Source organism: Enterobacter sp. YSU (assembly GCF_016082135.1).
GTDB classification, from domain to species: domain Bacteria; phylum Pseudomonadota; class Gammaproteobacteria; order Enterobacterales; family Enterobacteriaceae; genus Enterobacter; species Enterobacter hormaechei_C.
Genome location: NZ_CP059487.1, coordinates 2,686,123 through 2,710,144, shown reverse-complemented (window position 1 = coordinate 2,710,144; position 24,022 = coordinate 2,686,123). Strand labels below are relative to the sequence as shown.

The 24,022-nt window shown below is 55.6% G+C and carries 20 protein-coding genes and 2 pseudogenes; 9 read left to right on the top strand and 13 right to left on the bottom strand.

Going from position 1 to position 24,022, the window contains the following annotated elements; all coding sequences use genetic code 11:
• Positions 1–24: 24 nt before the first annotated feature.
• Positions 25–1,047 (top strand): HTH-type transcriptional regulator GalR, encoded by a 1,023-nt coding sequence (galR, locus tag H2Z33_RS13220; RefSeq protein WP_003862806.1) that lies wholly within the window; start codon positions 25–27, stop codon positions 1,045–1,047.
• Here galR and H2Z33_RS13215 read toward each other — a convergent pair.
• The 4 genes and pseudogenes from H2Z33_RS13215 to H2Z33_RS13200 all read right to left on the bottom strand — a co-directional run bounded on the left by H2Z33_RS13215 (position 1,002) and on the right by H2Z33_RS13200 (position 4,998).
• Positions 1,002–1,389, bottom strand: a pseudogene (locus H2Z33_RS13215) (GNAT family N-acetyltransferase). The gene galR and the pseudogene H2Z33_RS13215 overlap by 46 nt on opposite strands.
• Positions 1,386–2,159, bottom strand: a complete 774-nt coding sequence (locus tag H2Z33_RS13210) for a GntR family transcriptional regulator (RefSeq protein ID WP_003862809.1) — start codon at positions 2,157–2,159, stop codon at positions 1,386–1,388. Before H2Z33_RS13210 ends, H2Z33_RS13215 begins: the two are co-directional and overlap by 4 nt.
• 78 nt (positions 2,160–2,237) lie before the next feature.
• Entirely contained in the window at positions 2,238–3,665 is a 1,428-nt protein-coding gene (locus H2Z33_RS13205) for a glycoside hydrolase family 1 protein (RefSeq protein WP_063134865.1), read from the bottom strand.
• Positions 3,666–3,672: 7 nt separating this feature from the next.
• Positions 3,673–4,998, bottom strand: a pseudogene (locus H2Z33_RS13200) (PTS sugar transporter subunit IIC).
• 299 nt (positions 4,999–5,297) lie between these two features.
• On the opposite strand from H2Z33_RS13200, the gene H2Z33_RS13195 reads away from it, so the two are divergent.
• On the top strand, positions 5,298–6,335 hold the full coding sequence (locus H2Z33_RS13195; RefSeq protein WP_003862814.1) for a LacI family DNA-binding transcriptional regulator: 1,038 nt from the start codon (positions 5,298–5,300) through the stop codon (positions 6,333–6,335).
• Here the strand turns inward: H2Z33_RS13195 and lysA are convergent.
• Positions 6,305–7,567 carry a diaminopimelate decarboxylase gene (lysA, locus tag H2Z33_RS13190; RefSeq protein WP_017692727.1) on the bottom strand — a complete coding sequence of 421 codons (1,263 nt, stop codon included), beginning with the start codon at positions 7,565–7,567 and terminating at the stop codon, positions 6,305–6,307. The two genes, H2Z33_RS13195 and lysA, sit on opposite strands and share 31 nt — an antisense overlap.
• Before the next feature lie 120 nt (positions 7,568–7,687).
• Between lysA and H2Z33_RS13185 the strand changes: the two genes are divergently transcribed.
• Complete coding sequence (locus tag H2Z33_RS13185) at positions 7,688–8,614, top strand: LysR family transcriptional regulator (protein ID WP_017692726.1); 927 nt, start codon at positions 7,688–7,690, stop codon at positions 8,612–8,614.
• Here the strand turns inward: H2Z33_RS13185 and H2Z33_RS13180 are convergent.
• The gene (locus H2Z33_RS13180; RefSeq protein ID WP_015571762.1) at positions 8,609–9,301 is read right to left on the bottom strand and encodes an aspartate/glutamate racemase; all 693 of its coding nucleotides are present in this window, start codon (positions 9,299–9,301) and stop codon (positions 8,609–8,611) included. The two genes, H2Z33_RS13185 and H2Z33_RS13180, sit on opposite strands and share 6 nt — an antisense overlap.
• A gap of 135 nt (positions 9,302–9,436) precedes the next feature.
• Here H2Z33_RS13180 and H2Z33_RS13175 point away from each other — a divergent pair, with 135 nt between their 5' ends.
• Positions 9,437–9,760, top strand: a complete 324-nt coding sequence (locus tag H2Z33_RS13175) for a cupin domain-containing protein (protein WP_015571763.1) — start codon at positions 9,437–9,439, stop codon at positions 9,758–9,760.
• A gap of 33 nt (positions 9,761–9,793) precedes the next feature.
• Here H2Z33_RS13175 and wzz(fepE) read toward each other — a convergent pair whose 3' ends face one another.
• Entirely contained in the window at positions 9,794–10,930 is a 1,137-nt protein-coding gene (gene wzz(fepE) / locus H2Z33_RS13170) for an LPS O-antigen length regulator Wzz(fepE) (RefSeq protein WP_032669284.1), read from the bottom strand.
• Between the two features lie 544 nt (positions 10,931–11,474).
• On the opposite strand from wzz(fepE), the gene H2Z33_RS13165 reads away from it, so the two are divergent.
• From H2Z33_RS13165 to H2Z33_RS13150, 4 genes are read left to right on the top strand one after another with little or no spacing between them, the layout of a single operon-like run.
• Entirely contained in the window at positions 11,475–12,365 is an 891-nt protein-coding gene (locus H2Z33_RS13165; RefSeq protein ID WP_063134864.1) for a carbohydrate ABC transporter permease, read from the top strand.
• On the top strand, positions 12,358–13,260 hold the full coding sequence (locus H2Z33_RS13160; RefSeq protein WP_017692724.1) for a carbohydrate ABC transporter permease: 903 nt from the start codon (positions 12,358–12,360) through the stop codon (positions 13,258–13,260). Before H2Z33_RS13165 ends, H2Z33_RS13160 begins: the two co-directional genes overlap by 8 nt.
• 12 nt (positions 13,261–13,272) lie before the next feature.
• A complete protein-coding gene (locus H2Z33_RS13155) occupies positions 13,273–14,400 on the top strand; it encodes an ABC transporter ATP-binding protein (protein WP_063134863.1) in 1,128 nt (375 codons plus the stop codon).
• 13 nt (positions 14,401–14,413) lie between these two features.
• Entirely contained in the window at positions 14,414–15,700 is a 1,287-nt protein-coding gene (locus H2Z33_RS13150; RefSeq protein ID WP_017382862.1) for an ABC transporter substrate-binding protein, read from the top strand.
• Positions 15,701–15,784: 84 nt separating this feature from the next.
• On the opposite strand, the gene H2Z33_RS13145 is transcribed toward H2Z33_RS13150, so the two are convergent.
• From H2Z33_RS13145 to kduI, 3 genes are all read right to left on the bottom strand, one after another.
• Entirely contained in the window at positions 15,785–17,200 is a 1,416-nt protein-coding gene (locus tag H2Z33_RS13145; protein WP_023295370.1) for a sugar porter family MFS transporter, read from the bottom strand.
• 312 nt (positions 17,201–17,512) lie between these two features.
• Positions 17,513–18,274 (bottom strand): 2-dehydro-3-deoxy-D-gluconate 5-dehydrogenase KduD, encoded by a 762-nt coding sequence (gene kduD, locus H2Z33_RS13140; protein ID WP_003862835.1) that lies wholly within the window; start codon positions 18,272–18,274, stop codon positions 17,513–17,515.
• 63 nt (positions 18,275–18,337) lie between these two features.
• On the bottom strand, positions 18,338–19,174 hold the full coding sequence (kduI, locus tag H2Z33_RS13135) for a 5-dehydro-4-deoxy-D-glucuronate isomerase (RefSeq protein WP_017382863.1): 837 nt from the start codon (positions 19,172–19,174) through the stop codon (positions 18,338–18,340).
• 300 nt (positions 19,175–19,474) lie between these two features.
• On the opposite strand from kduI, the gene H2Z33_RS13130 reads away from it, so the two are divergent.
• On the top strand, positions 19,475–20,650 hold the full coding sequence (locus tag H2Z33_RS13130) for an oligogalacturonate lyase family protein (protein WP_033487612.1): 1,176 nt from the start codon (positions 19,475–19,477) through the stop codon (positions 20,648–20,650).
• A 205-nt stretch (positions 20,651–20,855) separates the two neighbouring features.
• Here the strand turns inward: H2Z33_RS13130 and H2Z33_RS13125 are convergent, their stop codons facing one another.
• The 3 genes from H2Z33_RS13125 to H2Z33_RS13115 all read right to left on the bottom strand — a co-directional run bounded on the left by H2Z33_RS13125 (position 20,856) and on the right by H2Z33_RS13115 (position 23,994).
• A complete protein-coding gene (locus tag H2Z33_RS13125) occupies positions 20,856–21,539 on the bottom strand; it encodes an oligogalacturonate-specific porin KdgM family protein (RefSeq protein WP_003862842.1) in 684 nt (227 codons plus the stop codon).
• A 317-nt stretch (positions 21,540–21,856) separates the two neighbouring features.
• The gene (locus H2Z33_RS13120; protein WP_063134862.1) at positions 21,857–23,035 is read right to left on the bottom strand and encodes an acetyl-CoA C-acetyltransferase; all 1,179 of its coding nucleotides are present in this window, start codon (positions 23,033–23,035) and stop codon (positions 21,857–21,859) included.
• Between the two features lie 92 nt (positions 23,036–23,127).
• Entirely contained in the window at positions 23,128–23,994 is an 867-nt protein-coding gene (locus H2Z33_RS13115) for a LysR family transcriptional regulator (RefSeq protein WP_032649394.1), read from the bottom strand.
• Between the last annotated feature and the right edge of the window lie 28 nt (positions 23,995–24,022).

Sequence of the window (24,022 nt, the reverse complement as noted above, 5' to 3'; positions counted from 1 at the left end):
CTTACCCCTATAAGAAGGTATTGAATGGCGACAATTAAGGATGTGGCTCGTCTGGCCGGTGTTTCCGTCGCGACCGTCTCCCGCGTGATCAACAACTCCCCTAAAGCGAGTGATGCATCGCGCCAGGCCGTGCAGGACGCCATGGAAAACCTGAATTATCACCCTAACGCCAACGCGCGCGCCCTTGCCCAGCAGTCGACAGAAACCATCGGGCTGGTGGTCGGAGATGTATCCGATCCGTTTTTCGGTGCGATGGTCAAAGCCGTAGAACAAGTCTCTTATCACACCGGAAATTTCCTGCTGATTGGTAATGGCTACCACAATGAACAGAAAGAGCGCCAGGCCATTGAGCAGCTGATCCGTCATCGCTGTGCGGCGCTGGTGGTCCATGCAAAAATGATCCCCGACGCCGAGCTGATCCATCTGATGAAACAGATGCCGGGGATGGTGATTATCAACCGTATTATTCCCGGTTTTGAAACCCGCTGCGTGGCGCTCGACGACCGTTACGGCGCATGGCTCGCAACCCGTCATCTGATCCAGCAGGGCCATACCCGAATTGGTTATCTGTGCTCCAACCACCCAATTTCCGATGCGGAAGATCGCCTTCAGGGCTATTACGACGCGCTGCGCGAAGCCGGTCTGCCGTGCAACGATCGTCTTGTGGCGTACGGAGAACCGGATGAGAGTGGCGGCGAGCAGGCGATGACGGAGCTGCTGGGCCGCGGGCGGAATTTCACCGCCGTGGCCAGCTATAACGACTCCATGGCCGCCGGCGCAATGGGCGTGCTGAATGATAACGGGATTGACGTCCCGGCAGAAATTTCGCTGATTGGCTTTGATGATGTGCTGGTGTCGCGCTACGTGCGCCCTCGCCTGACCACCGTGCGCTACCCGATTGTGACCATGGCAACGCAGGCGGCAGAACTGGCGTTAGCGCTGGCCGAGCATCGCCCGCCACCGGAAATTACCCACCTGTTCAGCCCAACCTTAGTGCGCCGTCACTCGGTGGTATCGCCCGCGGAAGCCGTGAGCGAACAGCGATAGAGATGGACGGTTTTATCCGGCGCGTCGCGCGTAGCCGATAACATGCTGCTGAAGTTTTCCCGCCAGCCCGTTTCCCCGGGCGGCTTCATCGACATACAGCGCAGCCAGCCAGGGGTGGAGATCCTGCCGGGAAATTAAATCGCAACGCCACAACCCAACGGTGCCCAGCAGGTGGTCATCCTCAACGGCAATAAAGGTGAGCGGTAACTCGCCCGGCGTCAGGCTGTGCTCAACAATGCTCTGGAAAAAGGCACGCGGCATACCTTCACCAAACGCGTTCCAGATCCAGTCGATCACCCGCTGTGTAAACTGCGGCGCAGCGTGAAGCGGCAGTATATTCACACCAGTTTCCCCTGGAAAAGGGGGACCGATTCAAAGAGATAGCCGTCAAAATCGGGCGCGTCTTCGTCTGACAGCTCAAGCAGGCTCTTTTTGACGTTTTCAAGATGCTGGAACATCGCCTGCCACGCCCCCATCACGTCGCGGCGGCGGAGCGCAGCGAGAATGGTTTGCCTGTCGCCGAGCCATTTCAGCCGCCATGCGCGGCTGGCGATGTGGCCGTTAAACTGCTGCCACAGCGGGCTGCTGTCCATGTGATGCCAGACGCTTTCAACGGTCGCCAGCAGCATCTGGTTTTGTGTGGCTCCCGCCAGCACCAGGTGGAACATTTTGTTGTTGTCCTGGCTACGATCGTCGGCGGCAATAGCCCGTTGCTCCTGCTCGATGATGCGGCGCAGGTTGTCGATATCCGCCCGCGTCGCCATTTTTGCGGCAAAGGCGGCAATGTTGCTTTCAAGCAGCTGGCGCGCCTGAAGAATTTCAAACGGACCCACGTCACTGTTCAGAAAACGCTCTTCCTCATTTTCATGCTCCTCCGGAATGCGCATCACGTACACGCCAGACCCCTGGCGAATATCCACCGTCCCCTGTAGCTCAAGCATCAGCAGCGCCTCGCGCACGATAGTGCGGCTCACGCCATACGTCTCGGCAATGTTGCGCTCCGGCGGCAGACGCGATCCCACGGGATAATGCCCTTGGATAATCTGCGCCCGTAAATCCTCGCCAATCTCCTGGTACTGTTTTTTTTCCGGCAGGATGACAGCCTTATCCACGTTTTCACCTGTGTTTTTCAGTTAATGCGCGGGCCGGACGTCCTCCCGGCCAGTTTGTGCGCTATTTTACCAGAAGGCTTACTTCCATTCATCGTCAACCCTGAGCGTCAGCACATGCTGATCGCGCAGCTGGCGAAACCAGGATGCCGATTTCTTTGCCCGCCGTGCGCGATGGTTTTCAAGGTCGATCTCAATAAGCCCGTAGCGGTTTTTAAACGCGTTCATCGGGGAGACGTTGTCGGTGAAGGCCCACAGCATATAGCCGTGGCAGTTAGCCCCCGCCTCCCGCGCCAGCAGCGTGTAATAAAGATGTTCGCTGAGAAACGCAATGCGGTATGCGTCATCGATAATGCCGTCGCGATTGCGAAATTGCGCTTCGTTCTCCACGCCCATCCCGCTTTCCGCCACAAACCAGTCAATGTTGCGATAGTCGTTTTTAATCCGCATCGCCATATCGTAAATAATGCGCGGGAAGATCTCCCAGCCGCGGGAGGTGTTCATCCTCCGCCCCGGCAGCTCGAACGGCTCGTAGTAGTACGCCGGGTGGAACGGCGTCTCCGGGTGCCAGGCGCGGGACGGGGCTTTGACGCGATGCGGGTAATAGAGGTTAATGCCCAGCTCGTCGACGGTGTTGTCGGCAATCAGCGCCAGCTCGTCAGCCGTGTAATCCCACTGCACCTGATGCTGCGCCAGCAGGGTAAAAAGCGCCTGCGGATAGCGCCCGTGCACCAGCGGGTCAAGAAAGACGCGGTTATAGAACAGATCGTACATCTCTGCCGCCCGCACGTCATGCGGCGCGCGCGAGCGCGGGTAGGTCACCTCCGGGTTGAGAATACAACCCACCGTGCCGTCATACCCTTTCTCGCGAAACAGCTTCACCACTTTCGCCGTCGCCAGCACCTTATGGTGGTTCCACTGCATCCAGGCGCTGGTGTTCTGCTCATAGGGCCAGCGCAGTGCGTCAAGGTAGACGCGCGTCTGGACCACAATCGGCTCGTTGAAGGTAAACCAGCGGGTGACTTTGCCGTGAAAGCGCTCAAACACCTTTTCCGCATAGCGAACGAACAGCCCGACGACGTGCTTCGACGCCCAGCCTCCGTAGGTCTCCAGCAGCACGCCCGGCAATTCGTAGTGTTCCAGGCAGATCATCGGCTCAATGCCCTGACGGTGCATTTCATCGAACAGCGCGTCGTAATAGGCGGCGTACTCTTCATCTACGGTGGCGTTTTCATAGTCGGTCAAAAAGCGCGACCAGTTGATCGAGGTGCGATAGTGCGTCAGTCCCGCCTGCTTCATCAGCGCCACGTCTTCGCGAAAGCGATTGATAAAGTCGGTTGCCACCGCCGGGCCGTAGCCGTTGTGCCAGACGTGACGATCGTTCTTGTACCAGAGATCGATCCACGAATCCTGCCCCAGCTTTTTGCCGCTCCAGCCCTCGGTCTGCCAGGCCGATGCCGCCGCGCCCAGCATAAAATCTGGCGGTATGGTTATCTGTTTTATGCTCATCCTGTCCTCATGCGTTATCGGTGGCTTGTTGCAGTGCGGCCTGATCTGCGCGGCGTGAGGCAATTTTCACAAACGGCAGATAGATAATCACCGCGGTCACGATGCAGATAAACTGGGTGATCACCGCCCCCATGGAGCCCGCGGTTGACAGCCAGGCGTTGATCAGCGGCGGCGTGGTCCACGGCACCATCACCACGGCTTTGCCGGCAAAACCGGTCACCGTCGCAAAGTAGCCAATCGAGCCCGTCACCAGCGGCGTGATGATGAACGGGATAGCCAGGATCGGGTTGAGCATGACTGGCATCCCGAAGATCACCGGCTCGTTGATGTTAAAAATACCCGGGCCGATGGAGAGCTTAGCGATCTCCTTCATCTCTTTACGTTTGGTGGCAATCATGACGGCTATCAGCAGGCCGATGGTCAGGCCGGAGCCGCCGATGCTCATATAGACGTCCCAGAACGGCATGGTGATGATGTTTGGCACCTCTTTGCCCTGCTCGAACGCGCTCATGTTAACGGTGATTGCCCCCAGCAGCAGCGGCTCGCGGATCGGCTTGATCATCTGGTTGCCGTGAATACCAATCACCCAGAACAGCTGGGCGACAAACATCAGCAGCAGGATCCCCGGCAGGCTTTGCACCACGCGCTCCAGCGGCTGTTGCACCACCTGGTAAACCGCGTCGTAGAGATACATTCCGGTAACCTGATGAAACACGAAGCCAAAGGTGGCGATGGCGGTGGTGGTGATAATGGCCGGGATCAGCGCAGAGAACGACGCGGCGACGTTCGGCGGCACCGTGTCTGGCATCCTGATTTTCAGCCCCTTGCGGTTTTCTAGCCAGCAGTAAATCTCCACTGACAGGATGGCGATAAACATGCCGAGGAACAGGCTGCGGGTATCCGAGAACTGGCGCAGCAGCACGTCTTTCACCACATGCATCTCGCCGTCCACCAGCATTTCCACCGTGGTCGGCGTCACGCAGATAAAGCAGATCACCGCCAGCAGGCCGGGGAACAGGGACTTAATGCCGTTAATACGCCCCAGCTCAATGCCGATTAAAAACACCGCGCCGATGTTGAGAAAGTTGAGCGTGGCATAGTTGAGCGCGCTGGTGATCGGCTTTAACGCCGCCAGAAACGACAGCGACTAAAAGCTCGCCAGGCCGTTTTTCGGATCCAGCACCATATTGGAGATCAGTACCGAGAACGCCCCCACAATGATGACCGGCATTAAGGTAATAAACGCAGACTTAATCGCCTGGATATAGCGATAGCTGTTGAAGGTGGTGGCAAAACTGCCCAGAGCGTCGATCAGTTTTTCCTGAAATGCCATAGGGTAATACCTCAGTAAAAGGGCTTTTATTGAATAAGAGGGACAGCCGGATACTATTGGTATGCCAAAAATAGCCTCCACAGGCGCTTTGTTCTGTGATTAAGCTCTCAATGAGGTAAGAGGTATTCCAGATTGCGATTTATCACCATTTTGGCATGCCAATGACAGGCATTTATCCCGCGGGCGAGGATCGTTACCGAAAAGCGTGATCGTTATGGGGTTTTGCCCTTCCCACGTCGCTTATGCGCCGGATGGTCTGTGTTAAACTGCAAACCATTACGTGGAAACAGGAATTTCGAATGGCAACAATGCTGGATGTCTCACTGCGTGCGGGCGTGTCGAAGGCCACCGTTTCGCGCGTGCTGAACGGCACAGGTCAGGTTAAAGAGAGCACGCGTCAGCAGGTATTTCGCGCGATGGAGGAGCTGGGCTATCGTCCGAACTTTCTCGCGCGTTCGCTGGCTAACCAGACCAGCAACAGCATTGGTCTGGTCGTCTCGACGTTCGACGGTTTTTACTTTGGTCGTTTGCTACAGCAGGCGTCACGGCAGACCGAAAAGCACGGAAAACAGCTGATTGTTACCGACGGTCACGACGCCCCTGAGCAGGAAGAACAGGCGGTCCAGATGCTCGCCGATCGCAAGTGCGACGCCATCGTGCTGTATACGCGTTACATGAGCGAAAAGACGATCCTGAAGCTGATCAACAGCGTGCAGACGCCGCTGGTGATCATTAACCGTGAAGTGAGCCAGGCGGCGGATCGCTGCGTCTTCTTTGAACAGCAGGACGCAGCCTTCAAAGCGGTGGATTACCTGATAAGCCAGGGCCACCGGGAGATCGCCTGTATCACCGTCCCGATCCACACGCCAACGGGTAAAGCGCGACTGATGGGCTACCGTAAGGCGCTGGAGAAGCACGGTATTCGTCTCGACGAGCGGCGGATTAAATACGGCGATGCAGGCATGACGCGGGGTTACGAGCTGTGCAAGGAGCTGATTGCGGAAAAGACATCGTTCAGCGCCCTGTTTGCCTGTAACGATGATATGGCCCTGGGCGCCTCCAAAGCATTACACCAGGCCGGGCTGAAGATCCCGCAGGATATTTCGCTGTTTGGTTTTGACGATGCCCCCAGCGCAAAGTGGCTGGAGCCTGCCCTGTCGTCGGTGTATCTGCCGATCGACAACATGATCGTCACGGCGATCGACCAGGCGATCCGGCTGGCAAAAAACCAGCCGGTTGAAGCGATCCCGCCGTTCACCGGCACGCTGGTGTTACGCGATTCGGTGACGACGGGGCCCTGGTTTAATCAGACCAGCTCTAACGCCAGCAGCTCCTGAATGGTCTGGCGACGGCGAATCAGCCGCGCCACGCCGTTATCAAACAATACTTCCGGCAGCAGCGGGCGGCTATTGTAGTTGGAAGACATAGACGCCCCGTACGCGCCAGTATCATGCAGCACCAGATAATCTCCCGGTTTTACCTCTGGCAGCGAACGGGTTTCGACTTTCCCGCCTTCCTGCTGAGTAAAGACGTCACCGGATTCACACAGCGGGCCGGCAACAACGGTCTCGATGCGCGGGGCGTTAACCAGATCGCGGCCATCGGCGGCAAGTGCGGTGATGTGATGATAGCTGCCGTACATGGACGGGCGCATCAGATCGTTGAAGCCAGCATCAATCAGCACAAAGTGACGGCTTCCCATCTCCTTCACGCTCCGCACCTGCGCCACCAGCACGCCGGCCTCGGCAACCAGGAAACGACCCGGCTCAATCTCCAGCTTCACCGCATGGCCCAGATGGGCGGCGATGCTGTCACGCGCGGCGCTCCACAGGCCGTAATAGTGATCCGTGTCGATCGCCTCTTCCCCTTCGCGGTAAGGAATCGAAAGCCCTCCCCCGGCGGAGATCGCCTCCAGATCCTGACCAAAATCGATAACCTGACGCACCATGGCGCCACAGACCTGCTCAAGATGGCCGTAATCCACGCCGGACCCGATATGCATGTGAATGCCCACCAGCTTGAGGTTGTAGCGTTGTAAAACCTCCAGCGCCGCAGGCATATCGGCATACCAGATCCCGTGCTTGCTGTTTTCGCCCCCGGTGTTGGTTTTCTGACTGTGACCGTGACCAAAGCCCGGGTTGATGCGCAGCCAGACGCGATGGCCAGGAGAGACCTGCCCAAGCTGTTCCAGCATATCCACCGAACCGGCATTGACCGGGATTTGCAGCTCATGCACGCGCGCCAGCGTGGCGTCGTCAATCAGGTCAGCGGTGAAGACGATCGCGTCGCTGTCGGCTTTCGGATCAAACCCGGCCGCCAGCGCACGTTCGATTTCACCCAGCGATACGGAGTCAACCTTCACGCCCTGCTCGCGCATCAGGCGCAGAATATGAATATTGGAGCAGGCCTTCTGCGCAAAACGCACCACGTCAAACTGATGCAGCGCGGCGATCTTCTCGCGCACAATCTGCGCATCGTAGACCCACACCGGGCAGCCGAATTCGGCAGGCAGGCGCAGCAGGTTATCGGCGTTTAAATCGGTCTCGGTCTGGTTGAGTGGGCGTGGCATGGTCGTCTCCGGAAATCTGTTTTTTATCATTACGCCATAGCCTGAAGAGAATAAAAAATATCGTTTTATCTTGAGTCTATGCAAAAATGATATGGACTACGCTCAGCCATCAGGTGCCCTATGCCCGCCGTTAACCTACGCCATATCGAGATTTTTCATGCGGTAATGACCACCGGCAATCTCACTGAAGCCGCGCACATGCTGCACACCTCGCAGCCGACGGTCAGCCGCGAGCTGGCGCGTTTTGAGAAAGTGCTGGGGCTGAAGCTGTTTGAACGCACCCGCGGCCGGCTACATCCAACGGTGCAGGGTTTACGCCTGTTTGAGGAGGTTCAGCGCTCCTGGTACGGGCTGGACAGGATCGTGAGCGCGGCAGAGAGCCTGAGGGAGTTCCGCCAGGGCGAGCTGTCCATCGTCTGCCTGCCGGTCTTTTCCCAGTCATTCCTGCCGGTACTGTTACAGCCGTTTCTGGCCCGCTATCCGGAGGTCAGCCTGACCATCGTGCCGCAGGAGTCGCCGCTGCTGGAGGAGTGGCTTTCGGCCCAGCGCCACGATCTGGGTCTGACCGAAACCCTCGTCACGCCAGCGGGAACGGAACGCACGGAGCTGCTGTCGCTGGATGAGGTCTGCGTGCTACCTGCCAGCCACCCGCTTGCCCACAAAGCGGAGCTGACGCCGGCGGATTTTCACGGTGAGAACTATATCAGCCTGTCGCAGACCGACAGCTACCGGCAGCTTCTGGATGGCCTGTTTGCCGAACATCAGGTGAAGCGGCGGATGGTGATGGAAACGCACAGTGCGGCGTCTATTTGCGCGATGGTGCGCGCGGGCGTGGGTATTTCGGTGGTGAACCCGCTCACGGCCATGGACTACGCCAGCAGCGGCGTGGTTCTGCGCCGTTTTAGCGTTTCCGTTCCCTTTACCGTGAGCCTGATCCGCCCGCTGCACCGGCCCGCCTCAGCGTTGGTTGATGCGTTTAGTGAACACCTGATTGCGCACGCGCGTCAGGTGGCGCTTCGCTTACCTGACCTGCAAAAACCACTATGACAGCATGAACTCCACCGCATCCGCGGCATGGATGGCGGCGGTATCGAAGACCGTTATCGGGCTTTGGTCTGCCGGCACCAGCAGGCCAATTTCGGTACAGCCGAAGATAACCCCTTCCGCCCCCTGCTGCGCCAGTTTCTCAATCACGCTGACGTACCATGCGCGCGACGTTTCGCTGAAGGTGCCCAGACACAGCTCATCAAAAATAATCTGGTTAATGCGCGCCCGGTCAGCCTCTTCAGGGATCAGGCTTTCAATCCCGAACTGGCTGTTCAGCCGCCCGCGGTAAAAATCCTGCTCCATGGTGTAGCGCGTCCCCAGCAGCGCCACGCGCGTCATGCCGGCGGCACGTATGGCACGCCCGGTGGCATCCGCGATATGTAAGAACGGCAGCGAACAGCGGTCTTCAATGTGCGACGCCACCTTATGCATGGTGTTGGTACACAGCAGAATACCCTGCGCGCCCGCACGCTCCAGCCCGAGCGCGGCGTCCGCCAGCATCTGCCCGGCTTTGTCCCACTCCCCGCTCGACTGGCAGGCTTCTATTTCATGGAAATCCACGCTGTGCAGCAGCAGGCTGGCCGAATGCAGACCGCCCAGACGCTGTTTGACACCTTCATTAATCAGGCGGTAGTACGGGATCGTTGATTCCCAGCTCATGCCCCCTAACAGACCGATCGTTTTCATCTTTCCTCCTGTGCGTTTCACCCAGTGAAGCAAACTTGTGATCGCCTTTCCAGTTATTTGGCTAAACGTTTCCTTTTCGCCGCGGGTGAGATAAATTAATTGAAACAATGTTTCATTACATAACAGGGCGAAAATATGTTTATTTTCCATAAAGAGACCACGCTTGAGGATCTGGGCAACGGCGTGACGCGTCGTATTCTGGCGCACGACGGCAGGATGATGGCGGTGGAAGTGAATTTCGAGCAAGGCGCGATTGGCCCGATGCATAACCATCCGCATGAGCAGCTCACCTACGTTCTCTCGGGGGAATTTGAGTTCACCATTGGCGAGGAGAAGCATGTGGTGATGGCGGGCGACACCCTCTATAAAGCGCCGCACGTGATGCACGGCTGCGTTTGCCTGAAACCCGGCACCCTGCTGGATACCTTTACGCCGGTTCGCGAAGATTTCCTGAAATAAAAAAAGGCGCTCAGTTGAGCGCCTTTTTTGATGTTATTCCGTAACCGGCTCAGGAAGTTGTTCCGGCAGCGGGTTGCGGGTGCTCATTGCCTCGCGCAGCAGCACGCTGCCACAGGCGAACAGTCCACCCAGAATACACGCCAGCAGCACGATCAGGGCTTTGCCCGGGCCATCTTTTTTCACCGGCATAGAAGGTGAAAGCTGATATTTGAACGGCTCCAGGCTCACATCTTCGAAGGAAAGTTTTTGCAGCTGTGCCAGATAGTATTCGCGGTTCTGGAAATCGGCGTTCAGCTCAGAAACGTCCTTCAGATTTTTTTCAATCTGCAATTTCTGCGCAATCCCGTCCGCACCGAGGGCGACGGAATAATCCGGATCGTCTTTCACCGCCTGTCCATTGCTGTAGACCGGCTTTTTGATCCCTGCCGCGTTCGCCACTTCCAGCGAGTAGTTCAGGCGTTGCAGGTTGGTATTATGGATATTTGTCAGACGGACCCGATCCAGCTCCAGCTGCTGCTGAACCGTTTTGGTTCTCAGGATCAGCTGATCGCGAATGTTTTGCATGGTCTCCTGCTCGACGATGCGGGAGATGTACTGAATGTAACCATTCAACACTTTCTGCGCGTCCTCTGCCGTTGGGGCAGTGAAGCTTAACGTCCAGGAGAGGTACGGTGCTTTATCGGCATTTTTTTCCTGCGTGTTATCAACGGCTTTCATCTTTTCGGCAATATTGACCACCGCGCGGTGCAGCTCCAGCGGGTCAACCTGAGCGCCATCGAGCTGAGCCATCACGTAAGGTGAGCTCTTCATGTACTCTTCAAGCAGAGACTGGGACTGAAACTTTTTAACAAACAGATTAAACACATCCGCACGGGTAATTTTCACGTCGACATCAAGCACCTGGAGCGCCACCATCATCTGGCGTAGCGAACTCCACTGCGTCTGTTCCGCGGGCGTAATGACCGCTTTACTGGTCCATTTTTGCGGTATCAGAAAGGCGATTGCCAGGCCGACCAGTGCAAATGCAAAGACAATGGTGATGATGCGTTTTTTTGCTGCCAGCAGGACGTCCAGCAGACCCAGAAGATCTATTTCTTTAGCGCTGACCGCCGGGGGAGCATAGTGAGGAAAGTTGAGATCCGTATGTTTTTTGAAATCCATCGCTGACATAACTGTTCTTCTTTTAAGGATGCAGTGAAATTCTGCCTGACTGGTTCCGGTGTAACAAATCATACAAGAATGTAAGAATTATCTGAATGACGAATTGGTACATCTGTAGACCTGCTATCAGATCTGGTAGTTAGCCACGCTGCGTGACTATTCTTATTCCCGCTCCCTTTTTGCTTCGTTATCTCTTCCTCATGGCCGGCGGCAAAGCTTCGTGAAAAGTCAAAAATGCCACCTCCCTCACTATATTGAAACAGCGTTTCGACGCCGATCACATTTCCACCATTAAGCGAATGACGCAGAAATAAATCGCAATAATATAAAATAAAACGATGTTTTAGTATCCAAGAACGCCGGTTCAGCTCTTTTGAAACCAGAAGCGCTTACAGCACAAAGAAAGACAAAAAAGCGTTAAAAAACAAACGTAGATTTCGCCTTTTCCAGACGTTGCACCCTGAATTTCAGCTCTCATGCCGCGCATCGCAGGCCTGGGAAAATGTAACAAAGCAGATTTCGTATTAAACCATTGATTGCCAGGTAGGTATGTATGAATGAAAACAAGCTGCTGGGGCTCGCATGGATATCACCCTACATCATCGGGCTGATACTCTTTACGGCATACCCCTTCGTCTCATCGTTTTTCCTCAGCTTTACGGATTACGATTTGATGAGTCCGCCGGTGTTTAACGGCATTGAAAACTATCGCTACATGTTTACCGAAGACACGCTCTTCTGGAAATCCATGGGCGTGACCTTTGCCTATGTATTTTTAACCATCCCGTTAAAGCTCGCCTTTGCATTAGGAATTGCCTTTGTCCTGAACTTTAAATTACGCGGCATCGGCTTTTTCCGAACGGCCTACTATATTCCGTCGATCCTCGGCAGCTCCGTCGCCATTGCCGTATTGTGGCGCGCCTTATTTGCCATTGATGGTCTGCTGAACAGCTTTATCGGTGTATTTGGCTTTGATCCGGTGAACTGGCTGGGCGAGCCGTCGCTGGCGCTGATGTCCGTTACCCTGCTGCGCGTCTGGCAGTTCGGTTCCGCGATGGTCATCTTCCTGGCCGCGCTGCAAAACGTACCGCAGTCCCAGTATGAAGCGGCAATGATCGATGGCGCATCGAAATGGCAGATGTTCATGAAGGTGACCGTGCCGCTGATTACGCCGGTGATCTTCTTCAACTTCATCATGCAGACCACGCAGGCGTTCCAGGAATTTACCGGGCCGTACGTCATTACCGGCGGCGGGCCAACCTATTCGACCTATCTGTTCTCGCTCTACATCTACGACACCGCGTTCAAGTATTTCGATATGGGCTATGGCGCGGCGCTGGCGTGGATCCTGTTCCTGGTGGTGGCCGTCTTCGCCGGTATCGCCTTTAAGTCGTCGAAATACTGGGTGTTCTACTCCGCCGATAAAGGAGGCAAAAATGGCTGATATTCAACAACTCTCCACGGCAAGAAGCGTCGCCGAACGCGAAGTGGCCCGCACGCTGCGCAGAGAGAAAATCAACGCCTCCGTTCGCTATGTGATCCTGCTGGTTGTCGGCCTGCTGATGCTTTACCCGCTGGTGTGGATGTTCTCCGCGTCGTTCAAACCGAACCACGAGATCTTCACCACCCTGAGCCTGTGGCCAGCCCACGCCACCTGGGATGGTTTCGTGAACGGCTGGAAAACCGGCACCGAGTACAACTTCGGCCATTACATGCTGAATACCTTTAAGTATGTGATCCCGAAAGTGATCCTGACCATTATCTCCTCCACCATCGTGGCGTACGGCTTTGCCCGCTTCGAGATCCCGTGGAAGAAGTTCTGGTTCGCCACGCTCATCACCACCATGCTGCTGCCCAGCACCGTGCTGCTGATCCCGCAGTACCTCATGTTCCGTGAAATGGGCATGCTCAACAGCTATATGCCGCTGTACCTGCCGCTGGCCTTCGCCACTCAGGGGTTCTTCGTCTTCATGCTGATCCAGTTCCTGCGCGGCGTCCCGCGTGACATGGAAGAGGCGGCGCAGATTGACGGCTGTAACTCCTTCCAGGTGCTGTGGTACGTGGTGGTACCGATCCTGAAACCGGCCATTATCTCCGTCGCCCTGTTCCAGTTCATGTGGTCCATGAACGACTTTATCGGGCCGCTGATTTACGTCTACAGCGTGGATAAATACCCCATCGCACTGGCGCTGAAAATGTCCATCGACGTCACCGAAGGCGCGCCGTGGAACGAAATTCTGGCAATGGCGAGCATCTCCATTCTGCCATCCATCATTGTCTTCTTCCTGGCACAGCGCTACTTCGTACAGGGCGTCACCAGCAGCGGAATTAAAGGTTAAGAGGGAAATACCATGGCTGAAGTTATTTTCAACAAGCTGGAAAAGGTCTACTCCAACGGCTTTAAAGCGGTACACGCTATCGATCTTAAAATTGCTGAAGGGGAATTCATGGTGATTGTCGGGCCGTCCGGCTGCGCCAAATCCACGACCCTGCGCATGCTGGCGGGGCTGGAAACCATCAGCGGCGGCGAGGTGCGCATCGGCGACAAGATCGTGAACAACCTCGCGCCGAAGGAGCGCGGTATTGCAATGGTGTTCCAGAACTACGCCCTCTATCCGCACATGACGGTGCGCGAGAATCTGGCCTTTGGTCTCAAGCTGAGCAAACTGCCGAAAGATCAGATTGAGTCTCAGGTGAATGATGCCGCCAAAATTCTTGAGCTGGAAGAGCTGCTCGACCGCCTGCCGCGCCAGCTTTCCGGCGGCCAGGCGCAGCGCGTGGCGGTAGGCCGTGCGATTGTGAAAAAGCCGGATGTGTTCCTGTTCGATGAGCCGCTTTCAAACCTCGACGCCAAACTGCGCGCTTCGATGCGTATCCGTATTTCTGACCTGCACAAGCAGCTGAAGAAGTCAGGAAAACCGGCGACCACCGTTTACGTGACCCACGACCAGACCGAAGCGATGACCATGGGCGACCGCATCTGCGTGATGAAGCTCGGCCATATCATGCAGGTGGATACGCCGGACAACCTCTACCACAAGCCGAAGAACATGTTCGTGGCGGGCTTTATCGGCGCGCCGGAGATGAATATACGTAAAAGCGTGCTGGTCGAAAAAGCGGGCCAGCTGCACATCGCCATTGGCGATGAAACCATGCCGCTGAACGCGGAGAAGCAGGAGAAAGTCGCGGCTTACGCGGATCAGGAGATCTTCTACGGCGTGCGCCCGGAATTTGTGTCGCTCTCTGATGAGCCCTTCCCGAATGGCGGCTGTAGCGGGGAGATGGTGCGCGTGGAGAACATGGGCCACGAATTCTTTGTGTACCTGAAGGTCGCGGACTACGAACTGACCGCCCGAATCCCGTCCGATGAAGCTAAGCCAATGATTGATAAAGGGCTTCATCGTAAGGTGTATTTCACGTTTGAGATGAACAAGTGTCATATTTTTGACGCAAAAACTGAACAGAACCTCTCTCTCTGATGGAGTGATAAAAATGAAAAAAGTGCTTTTAAGCGCAGCAATCTCCGCGACCCTGGGCCTTACCGCTTTGCCATCGATGGCGCAGAATGTGGATTTACGGATGTCCTGGTGGGGCGGCAATGGCCGTCACCAGGTCACTCTGAAAGCGCTGGAAGAGTTCCATAAGCAGAACCCGGACATCAACGTAAAAGCGGAATACACCGGCTGGGACGGTCACCTCTCCCGTCTGACCACCCAGATTGCGGGCGGCACCGAGCCGGACGTGATGCAGACCAACTGGAACTGGCTGCCGATCTTCTCCAAAACCGGTGACGGCTTCTACGATCTGAACAAGATGAAGGACGTGATCGACCTGTCGCAGTTCGATCCCAAAGAGCTGCAAACCACCACCGTGGACGGCAAGCTGAACGGCATTCCGATCTCGGTGACGGCGCGCGTGTTCTACTTCAATGACGAAACCTGGAAAAAAGCGGGTATTGCGTACCCGAAAACCTGGGACGAGCTGATGGCGGCCGGTAAAACCTTCGAGAGCAAGCTCGGCAAGCAATACTATCCGGTGATCCTGGAGCACCAGGATACGCTGGCGCTGCTGAATTCGTACATGATCCAGAAGTACAACATTCCTGCGGTGGATGAGAAAACCAAAAAGTTCAGCTACACAAAGGAACAGTGGGTGGAGTTTTTCCAGACCTACAAAAAGCTGATCGACAGCCACGTCATGCCGGACACCAAATACTATGCCTCGTTCGGTAAGAGCAACATGTATGAGATGAAGCCGTGGATCCAGGGTGAATGGGGCGGCACCTACATGTGGAACTCCACCATCAACAAATATTCCGACAACCTGAAGCCACCGGCGAAACTGGAGCTGGGCAGCTACCCAATGCTGCCGGGCGCCACCGACGCGGGTCTGTTCTTCAAACCGGCGCAGATGCTGTCGATTGGTAAGACAACCAAAAACCCGGAAGCGGCAGCGAAGCTGATTAACTTCCTGCTCAACAGCAAAGAAGGGGTTGATACGCTAGGTCTTGAGCGCGGCGTGCCGTTGAGCAAAGTGGCGGTGCAGTATCTGACCGAAGACGGCACCATTAAAGAGGACGATCCATCCGTGGCGGGCCTGCGCCTGGCGCAGTCGCTGCCGGCGAAACTCACCGTCTCGCCATACTTTGACGACCCACAGATTGTGGCGCAGTTCGGTACTTCTTTGCAGTATATCGACTACGGGCAGAAAACCGTGGAAGAGACGGCCGCTGACTTCCAGCGTCAGGCGGAGCGTATTTTGAGACGTGCGATGCGGTAAACACAAAGCCGGGTAGCGGCTACGCCTTACCGGGCCTACACGGTATCGTAGGCCCGGTAAGCGAAGCGCCACCGGGCAATGACATTACACGCCGATATTACGTAGTTTCTCCCCTCTCATCAGCTTGCGTTCAATATGCTCCAGGGTCACGCCTTTGGTTTCCGGAATCAGCCAGAAGGTCACGCCGATAAATGCCACGTTCAGCACCGTATAGAGCCAGAAGGTGCCTGCCGCGCCAATCGCATCCAGCAGCGTCAGGAAGGTCGCGCCAATGATCATGTTCGACACCCAGTTGGTGGTGGTGGAACAGGTGATACCAAAGTCACGGCATTTCAGCGGCTGAATTTCAGAGCACAGGATCCACACCACCGGCGCGGCGCTCATCGCGTAACCGGCGATGCACATCATGGTCATGCCGACGGAGAGCCAAGAGAGGCCGCTTGACGCCGTGCCGTTATCGAACTGCATCAGGCAGTAGCCGAGTATTAAGGTGCCGAGCGCCATCACGCTAAAGCCAATTTTCAGGGCCGGTTTACGTCCGGCCTTATCAACGGTGAACACCGCGATAAAGGTGGCGAACATAAAGGTCAGCCCTACCACCAGCGTGGCGATCATCTGCTGTTCGGTGGTGGTAAAACCGGCCATTTTAAAGATGCGTGGGGCGTAATACATGATGATGTTCATCCCCGTGAACTGCTGCATCGCCTGTAACAGCATGCCGAGGAACACCGCGCGGCGCACGTTGCGGTTTGCCTTAAACAGCGACCAGCCGCCCTGCTTCAGCTTCAGGCTCTCGCGGATTTCGTTCAGCTCTTCACGCGCTTTTTCAGACGTGTCGCGCAGCATGCGCAGCACCTCTTCCGCCTCCACGTGACGCCCTTTTTGCGCCAGCCAGCGCGGGCTGTTCGGCAGGAAAATGACTAACACAATCAGCAGCACCGCAGGCAGCGCCAACACGCCAAGCATTGCCCGCCAGTTGCCGCTGTAGCTGAAGTATGTATCCGACAGGAACGCCAGCACGATACCGAGCGTCACCATCAGCTGGTACATGCTGATCATCTTCCCGCGCACGTTTTCGCTCGCCATTTCGGAGAGGTAAAGCGGCGCGGTGTAGGACGCGATACCCACCGCCACGCCCAGCAGCACGCGGGAGAGCAGCAGCACCTCAACGTTGATGGCAAACGCCGAGCCAATGGAACCGGCAACAAACAGGATCGCCCCAACCATCAGGCTGTATTTGCGCCCGAGACGGAACGACAGCCAGCCATTAAACAGTGCGCCGATGGCCGCACCCAGCATCATGCTGCTCACCACCCACTCTTGCAGGCGGTTGCTTAACGTAAAGTGGTCGGTAATAAAGGGCAGTGCGCCAGCGATAACGCCGATATCCAGACCAAACAGTAAACCGGCTACGGCGGCCGCAACAGAAACAAACTGGTTCATGCGTCGGGTATCGCGCAGCGCAGCGGGCATAAGGGTAGAGTCATTTACAGATGTCATAGTTTCCTGCCTCAACAGCGAAATTCGTTAAGTGAAATTACGAGATACCGGAAGAAAGTGTCAGGCCGGAACTGGTGAAGATATGGATTATTTCGCTACGACATACCGATCTGTGATGGACATTACAATTTCAAATCAGGGTGGTTTAACCTTATTTTTTATTAATTAGTTAATATTTAAGCAATAAATGTGTGATACCTGTCATTCATTCCTTTTCAGTATGGATTTTTCATCTTTAAGGATATGGATAAAGCCAATTTTGGCGCAAAAAAAACCTCCACCCGAGGGCAGAGGTTCTTGATTCGGGCTGAATTATCGTGCCAGCCAGCCGCCGTCAACGGCAACGGTGTAGCCGTTAATGTAATCCGAAGCCGGGGACGCCAGGAACACAACCGGGCCCATCAGATCGCTCGGCAGACCCCAGCGGCCCGCTGGAATACGCTCCAGGATAGCTGCACTGCGCTCTTCATCCGCACGCAGCTGCTGGGTATTGTTGGTGGCCATGTAGCCCGGCGCAATCGCGTTGACGTTGATGTTGTGCTGCGCCCACTCGTTCGCCAGCAGACGGGTCACGCCCATCACGGCACTCTTCGATGCGGTGTAAGACGGCACGCGGATGCCGCCCTGGAAAGAGAGCATGGAGGCAATATTGATGATCTTGCCCCCTTTCCCCTGGGCGATGAAGTGCTTCGCAGCCGCCTGGGACATAAAGAACACGCTCTTGATGTTCAGGTTCATCACGTCGTCCCAGTCCGTTTCGCTGAAGTTAATCGCGTCTTCACGACGGATGAGGCCGGCGTTGTTGACCAGAATATCGATATGCCCAAACTCCGCCACCGCGCGATCCAGCAGCTCAGGGATCGCATCGATTTTGCGCAGGTCCGCGGTCAGGCTCAGGAAACGGCGGCCCAGTGCGGTAACGCGCTCGATGGTTTCCGTTGGCTCAACGATGTTAATCCCGACGATATCGCAGCCCGCTTCAGCCAGACCTAACGCCATACCCTGCCCCAGCCCGGTGTCACAACCGGAAACCACAGCCACTTTACCTTGCAGAGAAAATGCATCCAGAATCATGTTTATTCCTTAATCGTTCAGCGCCTGTCAGCAACAGGCAGATATATACTTAACTGCCTGCGACTAGCGCAGATCCTTAACAGCGACGTGGTCCATGTCATCGAAGACCTGGTTTTCACCGACCATACCCCAGATAAAGGTATAGGCTTTCGTTCCCACGCCAGAGTGGATGGACCAGCTCGGCGAAATGACCGCCTGCTCGTTGTGCATAACGATATGGCGCGTCTCCTGCGGCTGTCCCATCATGTGGAACACGCAGGCGTCTTCATCCATGTTGAAATAGAAGTAGACCTCCATGCGGCGCTCGTGGGTATGGCACGGCATGGTGTTCCACAGGTTGCCCGGCGCAAGCTCGGTCAGCCCCATGCTGAGCTGACAGGTTTCCAGCACATCCGGAACAAAGTATTTGTTGATGGTGCGACGGTTGCTGGTGAGGTTATCGCCAAGGGTCACAGGGGCAACATCCGCTGGCGTGACTTTTTTGGTGGGGTAAGTCGTATGAGCCGGGGCGCAGTTGTAGTAAAACTTCGCCGGTTTGCTGCCATCAATGCTGGCGAACACCACTTCTTTCGCGCCTTTGCCGACGTACAGCGCGTCGCGGTGACCAATTTCGTAGCACTGGCCATCAACGGTAATGGTGCCCGGCCCACCGATGTTAATCACGCCCAGTTCACGGCGTTCGAGGAAGTAGCTCACGCCCAGCTGTTTGCCCACTTCACCGCCCACGGAGACGGTTTTCGCCACCGGCATAATCCCGCCCACAATAATGCGGTCAATATGGCTGTAGACCATGGTGTACTTGTCGGCTTCGAACACTTGCTCAACTAAAAACTCACTGCGCAGCCCCTGAGTATCCAGCGTTTTAGCGTGCGCACTGTGGATGCTTTGTCTGACGTCCACGTAAACCTCCAGAATTGATCGTGCCCGAAGGCAAAGATAATTAACGAAACAACGTTCCGTTTTCGTGATGAACACATATTATCCCCTGACCACGGGGTTTTCAATTGCATTTAAAACAACGTTTCATTTTTTCTGCTTGTTTATGCCAGAAATGGTGTTTCGATCACGATAAATCTTTAAGACCCTCAATCTGGTTAATGAAACTGAGAAAGTGCGCTGTCAGTCACACATAATGAAACAACGTTTTGATAATTTATCACCTAGTTTTCAACCTACATTACGCGTTCAAAGGAGTGCATTATGGCTAAAGGTATGCGGGTCAAGCTGAACTATGAGGTCAGCCGCGATCCGGATACAGGCGTGGAAGTCACCCGCCTGACCCCACCGGAAGTAACCTGTCATCGCAACTACTTTTACCAGAAGTGCTTCTTTAACGATGGCAGCCACCTGCTGTTCGCCGGGGAGTTCGACGGTCACTGGAACTATTACCTGTTGGATCTGAAAAACGCCGAAGCGGTACAGTTGACCGAAGGCGCGGGCGATAACACCTTTGGCGGGTTCCTCTCTCCGGACGATAAATCCCTCTACTATGTGAAGAACGATCGCACCCTGCTGGAGGTGGATTTACAGACGCTGGCAGAGCGCGAAGTGTACCGCGTCCCGGAAGAGTGGGTCGGCTACGGCACCTGGGTCGCGAACAGCGACTGCACCAAACTGGTGGGTATTGAGATTGCCAGACGTGACTGGACGCCACTCAACGACTGGAAAATTTTCCACGACTTCTTCCACAAAGGGCCGCACTGCCGCCTGCTGCGCGTTGATCTGAAAACGGGTGAAAGCACCACCATTCATGACGAGAAGATCTGGCTGGGACATCCGATATATCGCCCGTTCGATGACAATACCGTGGCCTTCTGTCATGAAGGGCCGCACGACCTGGTCGACGCCCGCATGTGGCTGGTGAACGAAGATGGCAGCAACGTGCGGAAAGTGAAAACGCACGCGGAAGGTGAAAGCTGTACACATGAATTTTGGGTGCCGGACGGGTCCGCGCTGATCTACGTTTCTTACCTGAAAGGTCAGCAAGGGCGCACCATCTCCCGCTTCAACCCGGACACCGGCGTGAATGAAGCGGTAATGAATATGCCCGCCTGTTCGCACCTGATGAGCAACGTCGACGGCACCCTGTTGGTTGGCGACGGCTCCGGTACGCCTGTCGATGTGAAAGACACCGGCGGCTACACCATTGATAACGATCCTTATCTGTATGCCTTTGACGTGGCGAAAAAAGCCTGTTACCGCATCGCCCGTCATGACACCTCATGGGCTACGGTGGCGAACAGCCGCCAGGTAACCCACCCGCATCCGTCCTTCACGCCGGACGAAAAAGCGGTGCTGTACAGTTCCGATAAAGACGGCAAACCGGCCCTCTATATCGCGAAACTCCCCGAGCAACCTGAAATGTTGCATGCCTGACTTGAGTTAGTGTTTCTGTAACTGGCCTTGCCCTCCGATTCGGAGGGCTTTTTTTTGGGTGATTGCGCGGCGCTTTTTGCCGGGTGGCGCTTCGCTTACCCGGCCTACGAAACGACGGATTGGAAGGAAGGTGTAGGTCGGATAAGAAGGTGTAGGCCGGGTAAGCGAAGCGCCACCCGGCAGTTTTAGCGAAGAAGATAAATTATCAGAAGGAGTACGCCACGCCTAAACGGAAACGGGTCTGGCGTTCGTCCGTGTCTTTAACCCCCACGTTACCCACCTCCACATACGGCGCCCAGTTTTTATCCCATTTGTAGGCCAGCTTGGCGTTATATTCGTTGGAATAATCTTTATTGTTATTTCGGGCCACGCCTTCAGAACTTTTCGCGTAAACATAGTTCAGCTCGGTACGCCAGTCACCTAATACCCAACCGACCCACGCATCGCCACGGTTAACTTTATCGTCGTCCTTATTTGAGCTTGACGGGTAGCGGGTATATTCGTAACGGTAACGCGCAGCCACGTAGAAGCCATTATCGAAGCTATATTGCACATGCAGATTCGGTTTATAAATGGTGCGACTGTCTGTGCTTTCAATCGTAAACGCAGGGGTCAGGGCGATATTGTCTGTCGCTTTCCAGCGCCAGCTAATCTGATCTTCGTGACCGTTCCCCACTACATCCGCGAATGGCTGATCTGCCTTGTCCCCGCCTGATTTCCACTTCGCCTCGACTGAAAAACCGAAGCCATTATCAAAGCGGTGCGAGACGGCAACACGGTCGGCATTCGAGCCGCTGTCAATATATTCGTGACGCAGATCGACGGTAACGGCGCTAGCCGCAAAAGAGGCACTAATAAGGGAAGCAAGGAGCAGAGATTTCTTAAACATGAAAAAACCCTCAATTAAAATAACGTTTCGTTTTTATGAAACTTGAGTTTATTTTTTATGCACCGTTATTTTAGTGACAAGGATCGAAATTATTTGTTTCATTTTTTTTGGCAAAGATTGACGTGAACCCCATCAACAAAAAAAGGGTATTAACCGTAAATTTCAGGCGTGAGATCACATTAAGCACTTCACAAAGCAAATAATTAACCGCGCAATAATTATTGCGGGCTTCAGAAAGAACGCATAAGTGTTAAAAAAGGATTCTGCGGACACAAAAAAACCTCCCGTGGGAGGTTTTCTGTGCGCAGAGGGAGAAATTACCGTTCGATAGCCAGGGCCACCCCCTGCCCCCCGCCAATACAGAGCGTTGCGATCCCTTTTCGGGCGTTACGCTTTTTCATTTCGTGGACCAGCGACACCAGAATGCGGCAGCCGGAGGCGCCAATGGGATGGCCCAGCGCGATGGCTCCGCCGTTGACGTTGACCCGCAGCGGATCCCATTCCAGCATTTTCCCGACCGAGATCGCCTGTGCAGCAAAAGCTTCGTTGACCTCAATCAGATCCACATCGTTCAGCTCCCAGCCCGCCCGCTCCAGGCAGCGGCGCGTGGCATAGACCGGGGCGATCCCCATTAACGCGGGATCAACGCCCACGCTGGCAAACGCTTTGATCCGCGCCAGCACCGGCAGCGCCAGCTCCTGGGCTTTGCTTTCACTCATCATCATCACCGCCGCCGCACCGTCGTTAATGGATGAGGCGTTGCCTGCCGTTACGGAACCGAGCGTTTCAAAGGCCGGATCGAGTTTTGCCAGCCCTTCTGCGCTGGCATCGGTGCGCGGCTGCTCGTCGGTATCGACGATGAGCGCTTCACCGTTCTGGCGCTGGGTACTGACCGGGACAATTTCATCGCGAAAACGCCCGGAGTCGATCGCTGCACGCGCTTTTTGCTGTGAGCTGAGGGCATATGCATCCTGAAGCTCGCGGCTGATACCGTATTCCCGCGCCAGGTTTTCCGCCGTTACGCCCATATGGTAGTCGTTGAAGGCGTCCCACAGCCCGTCGTGAACCAGGCTGTCAAGCAGCTGACTGTTCCCGAGCTGCGCGCCGGTCCGGCTGTCGGTCAGGACATGCGGGGCGCGGCTCATATTCTCCTGCCCGCCGGCAATGACCACATCCGCTTCACCACACTGGATGGCCTGCGTTGCAAGATGGAGCGCTTTCAAACCTGAACCACAGACATCGTTGATGGTAATTGCCGAAACGGTATTAGGCAGGCCGCCCTTCAGCGCCGCCTGGCGCGCAGGGTTTTGTCCCGCGCCAGCGGTCAGCACCTGGCCCAGGATCACCTCATCAATTTCATATGCGGCAATCCCGCTGCGTTCCACCAGCGCTCTTACCACCACGCTGCCAAGATCAACCGCAGAGTGACGCGCAAGCGCTCCCTGAAAACAGCCGATAGCCGTACGTAACGCACCCACTATAACGACATCTTTCATCACGACCTCTGTGCAAAATGACATGACGATAGTAGAGGATTGTTATCAACAATTGACGCAAATGTTTAAAATTAGTGAGTTTAGTCACAGGATTATCGTGCGTCCTGCAAGTACTGGCGCAGCCAGCTTCCGGCGACGCCGGGCGGGGTTCGTTTGTTCCATACCAGATCGATGGCAATCGACCTCGGCCAGCCCGGCACGTTCAGCTGCACCAGCGATTTCGACGCGGCAAATTCGTCGACCAGCGCGCAGGGTAACGCGCACCAGCCAAAGCCCTGTACCGCCATGCTCAGCAGTAACAGGTAATTCGGCGCAGACCAGACCGGCCCGCGCGAAAGGGGCGCTTCCCGTTCAAGATAGGTGCTCAGCCGCAGCTCGCGCCAGCCATGCAGCTCGTCCGCCTGCGTCTCATGTTGCCCTGCCAGAGGATGTCCGGCAGAAACGTAGATGGCCATCCGCGTCTGCATAGGCAGACGGGTCGCGCCAATATCGGTCGGGTAGCTGTCGCGCGCTTCCGTCAGGCCAATTTGCGCCCGCTCCTTTTGCAGCAGATCGATCACGTCCTCCTCTTCTCCAATCAGGCACTCAAATTCCGTGTGCGGAAAACGCTGGTCGAACTGGCTCATCATCTGTTCCAGCACGGCCGGGTTAAGCGTATCGGAGAGAACAAAGGTAAAACGCGCCTCCGTTTGCGCGGTTAAAGATACGGCCAGCTCATCCAGGCGCGCGCTGGCGGCGAGTATCGACTGGACATAGCCCAGCACCTGTTCACCCTGGGCGGTTAATACCGGGTGACGCGCCGAGCGATCGAACAGCTCAAAGCCAAGGTCAGCTTCAAGGTTGGCAATGGAGGTGCTGATGGTGGACTGGCTTTTACGCAGCCGCCGTGCCGCAGCAGAAAACGAACCTGCGGCGACAGTTTCAACAAACGCGGTCAGTGCTTCGGGAGAGTAACGCATGATGTATCTACTTTATCGATGGATACCA